Genomic DNA, 4,302 nt, shown 5'->3' on the forward strand with positions numbered 1-4,302 from the left:
GGTGTCGCGGGGCACCTCGATCTCGACCGGGCCGATCTCGGTCAGCACCGTCTTCGCCCGGGTCCCGTTGCGTGAGTTCCCGCTGCCCCGGCCTGCCGGGTCGTGCTTGTCGTAGCCCAGGTGCTCGCTCATCTCCGCATCCAGCGCGGTCTCGAGCACGTTCTTCGTCAACTGGTTCAACAGCCCATCCGGGCCCACCAGATCGACGCCTTGTTCCTTGGCCTGCGCCAACAGCTGTTCAGCCAGCCGCTGCGGATCCACCTGATCATCGGTCACAGGCTCCAGTGTTTCCGTCATGATCGATCCTTCCCGCCAAGCAACGCTCGGCGTGTCAGACCAAGACCAAGATCCACCGTTAAACCGACAGCCCCGCAATCGGCAGAATCGTGCGCCTTTTTAGCACTGCCGCCTATATATGAGCATGTGTAGGTGAGTCAAGACAGAGATGAATCACAGACCGCCCCAGCACAGATGAGGGGAAACGTGACACAGGTACGACAGCGTCGAATATGTGTCTTTACAGGTTCCCGTGCAGACTACGGTCCCTTCTCGGCGTTGATCCGTCGTCTCAACGCCGACCACGAGATCGAGGTCCGGATCCTCGTCTCGGGCGGCCACCTCGTTCCCGAGCAAGGCATGACCGTCCACGAGATCGAGGGTGACAACTTCACCATCGACGAGCGGATCGATATGGTGCTGGCCAGTGACACACCCGTAGCGGTTGCGAAGTCGTTCGGTCTCGCGTGCATAGGGTACGCGGATGCCCTGGAGCGTATCTCCCCGGACCTGTTGTTAATAGCCGGCGACCGTTACGAGGCGTTCGCCGCTGCTGCCGCTGCGCTTCTCCGGCTGCTACCCGTCGCGCACATCGCCGGCGGCCAGCTCACGCACGGTTCGATAGATGACCAGATTCGGCACGCGATCTCGAAGCTCTCACACCTGCACCTCACCTTCACCGGCGAGGATCGGCAACGACTAATACACATGGGTGAGCATCCCAGGCGCGTCCACCATATCGGCACCATCAATATTGACCCGAACGTCCTGCGGACGCTTAAGGATCCCGTTTCGTTGGAGACAATACTCGGCATCACGTTGCACAAACCGCTATTCGTCATTACGTTCCATCCTGCGACAGCTAATCCACACGAATCCTGGCATTCGGCTCGCTGCCTGTTAGACGCTCTGAAGTGTTTTCCCGAATCTACCCAGATCATCACGGCGCCCAACGTCGATCACGGCAGCCAATGGATCCACGAAGCACTGCGCGAATACGTGGAACACCGCCCGAACGCAATAGCCCTCCTACCTTCGCTAGGCCAGGCGAAATACCTAAGTCTCGTTAGGCATGCCGACCTCGTTATCGGCAACTCGTCCAGTGGCGTTATGGAGGCCCCTTTGTTGCACACACCCACCGTCAACGTCGGAGACCGACAAGACGGCCGACCACATCCGCCATCGGTGATCGACTGTGAGGCCAGCACGCACGACATTGTCGCGGCGATTCATGAGGGTTTGCGTGTTCCGGAATCCGCGTTCGCCTCAACCCCGACCGATCAACACATCGAGCACGCCCTCAACTACGCCGTCGAGATCTTAAGATCGACTAATCTTGAAGAGCTTATACCTAAGAAGTACTTCGATACGGCAGTCGACATTTTGCCTACAGGCGCGGTGCTCTGATGTCGACCGCCCGACACGATCCGTCTCAAGCTTCTCCAAGCGAGACAGTCGAATATTATCAGTCCTATTTCCGTCATTGCGGAGACGGCGTGACCATCGAACCAGGCGCGTATATCGAACATCCAGAAATGTTTAGCGCCGGTGATCATGTCCGCATAGGCCGCGGATTCTACAGCCAAGGCATGCCACGAGTGCAAATCGATTCAAGAGTCACTTTCTATCCTTGGTGTTTCGTACAGGGTGAAGGTGAGATCTTCATTGATGAAGGCGTCACGCTCTACCCGAATACATATATGTCCACCGGACACGCCAGTGGTCAGATTTGGATTGGCAAGAGGAGCCACCTCGCGATGGGTTGCGCACTCTATGGAGGACGCGGATTGACCGTCGGCGAATACTGCAACATCGCAGCTCATGTTGTGTTATCCACCGTTCAGCATGACACGCGTGTTCATCACCAACCGATGGCATTGGCACCTAAGGACGGCGGGCAGATAACGATCGGTGATGATGTCTGGATCGGCGCAAACGCCACCGTGACGCCAGGTGTTACTCTAGCCCGAGGCTCTATCGTTGCTGCGGGTGCCGTCGTGACACGCGATACGGAGACGTATGGCATCTACGCTGGCGTCCCCGCCCGACTATTGCGATTCCGCCAACCTGCAACATGACTTCATATCGATCTAGAATGGCAGTACCTGTCATGTTTAGAGATGACGCATAGCATGGGTCTTGGTGTTTTGACGGTTGCTCGCCACACTACAGCGTGTTTCGGCAGGTCGGGCACAGTGCCGCAATTGTCACGCACCTACAGCCGAATCGTTGCGAAGGAGTCGTCCAACCTTGCTCCGCTGGGAATGTCAACCCCGGTTGGCCCACTGTGATGCGGTTCCAACTCCACCTCGCGAATTGCCCGATACCGGTACCCGACCGGCCACCTGGGCGACCATCCCGCGTCCTCCCCAAGCAATCCGAGAGAAACGAACAAGATCATTCCTGATTAGGCAATGTCAAGCATGACACGACGACAAACCGTTCAATGATCTCCTGAAACCGTAACGCCGTCATCGATGGCCTCACAGGGCAGCCCGTCCCACTTGGCCCACATCCGGGACCTGCACAAAAACCTTGCCCATGATAACCGGCGCTCGGCCGGCTCGACAGCCGGGCATTTGAGCACGACTGACACCACCACGGTGAGTGGCAACGAAGACACTGCAGGTCAACAACCGAGCCCGCAAAGGCGCCTATACGACCCAGTGAATGATCAAGACCAGACGATTTGCCAAGGTCAAACGCGAGATGCTCAATGCAGTCGTCGCCGCACCGCACGTACAGATGCCTGCGTATGTTCTGAAACGGACAGTCAGTGAAAGGTAAAGTGTCGCGATGGCTCCATAAACAACCTCAAGTAGGCATCGGCCGAAACGCTCTGATTTGCCCCGTCCTCCCGCTTCCAAGAGAGCAACAAATGAACGCAGTTCAAGCGCTTCCAAGCTACTTTTAGAATCGAATCAACGCACCTTATAGATCCTTCTGGCAGTATTTATGAAGAGGTCTTCTTGCTCCGCCGATGACCATGTTCCTACACACGCAGCTGTCTCTTTCCACACTTTCAGGTAGCCACCAGCAAGTTCGTTAACGGGCCAGTCTCCTCCATACATCAGGCGTTTTGCGCCGAAGAGCGCTCTGACGTACTCCACATACGGACGCAAATCTTCGGCATTCCACTCCGAGCGGCCGGCCAGCGTCCCAAGACCCGAGATCTTGGCGACGACGTTCGGATACGACGCAGCGGCGGCTATTCGGCTTGACCATGGTTCCCACCCGCCGTTGGCAACCGGTGGGGCGCCGAGGTGGTCAATCACCAGGGTTAGTTGCGGAACTAGGTTGGCTATCGTCGACACATGCTCAAGATGGCGAGAAGTTACGGCCACGACGTCAAACGTCAATCCCGCGGCGCTGACGCGACGTAGACCGTCGAGCACCTCGGGCCGGATGAGCCAGTCCTCGTCCGGTTCCTCGTGGATTAGATGACGGACGCCGACGAAACGGGGATCCTCGGTGAACCGAGAGAGCGCTGAGGCGGCCTCCTCCGGTTGGTCGAGCGGCACCCAACCGACAACAGCACTAGCGACCGGCCACCTGTCGCATGCTGCGAACATATCCACAGTATCAGCATAGGTGTTCTCAGCTTGGACTAGTACAGTCCTAGCGACATCCGTAGGCTTCAGAAGCGGCACCAGATCTGACTCGTCAAAGCTACGGTTAATCGGGCCGTAGTCGTCAGTGAGCCAGATGTAGCGCCCCTGGCCGAGGCACCAGAAGTGCTGATGCGCATCGATCACGTTCATGTGTTCTCCCTTGCTTGTCGGCGTAGGTCCCACAATCGGCGCATTAGCATGTTCCTTAGCACGCCACGGGTGGTCCGAAAATACTCAACATAACTTCTAATGAAACGTCTCCGAACGCCAGTTCTCCCACTCCTGTCACCGATGCCGCATGGTGATGACGAGGTCCTCGCATTGGACGGCTTGGAACGGACTGCGGCCGCAACGCCAGTTCTTCCAATTCTCTACGCCGCCGCATTGCCGCCGTCCACGACCACCAGAACTCCGC

4 protein-coding genes are annotated in these 4,302 nt (G+C 57.6%); 2 read left to right on the forward strand and 2 right to left on the reverse strand.

The window, feature by feature from the left end; genetic code table 11:
- Positions 1 to 297: transposase (locus tag ELR45_RS40005; RefSeq protein ID WP_205857758.1), on the reverse strand; the 297-nt coding region annotated here is incomplete at its 3' end.
- Between the two features lie 186 nt (positions 298 to 483).
- On the opposite strand from ELR45_RS40005, the gene neuC reads away from it, so the two are divergent.
- Together neuC and ELR45_RS33025 are read left to right on the forward strand one after the other, a co-directional pair.
- On the forward strand, positions 484 to 1,683 hold the full coding sequence (neuC, locus tag ELR45_RS33020; RefSeq protein WP_165368321.1) for a UDP-N-acetylglucosamine 2-epimerase: 1,200 nt from the start codon (positions 484 to 486) through the stop codon (positions 1,681 to 1,683).
- Between the two features lie 89 nt (positions 1,684 to 1,772).
- On the forward strand, positions 1,773 to 2,354 hold the full coding sequence (locus ELR45_RS33025) for an acyltransferase (protein ID WP_205857759.1): 582 nt from the start codon (positions 1,773 to 1,775) through the stop codon (positions 2,352 to 2,354).
- An 843-nt stretch (positions 2,355 to 3,197) separates the two neighbouring features.
- Here ELR45_RS33025 and ELR45_RS33030 read toward each other — a convergent pair.
- On the reverse strand, positions 3,198 to 4,037 hold the full coding sequence (locus ELR45_RS33030; protein WP_129670078.1) for an amidohydrolase family protein: 840 nt from the start codon (positions 4,035 to 4,037) through the stop codon (positions 3,198 to 3,200).
- Positions 4,038 to 4,302 lie beyond the last annotated feature (265 nt).

The organism is Phytoactinopolyspora endophytica, from assembly GCF_004138495.1.
In the GTDB taxonomy this organism is placed as follows: Bacteria; Actinomycetota; Actinomycetes; order Jiangellales; family Jiangellaceae; genus Phytoactinopolyspora; species Phytoactinopolyspora endophytica.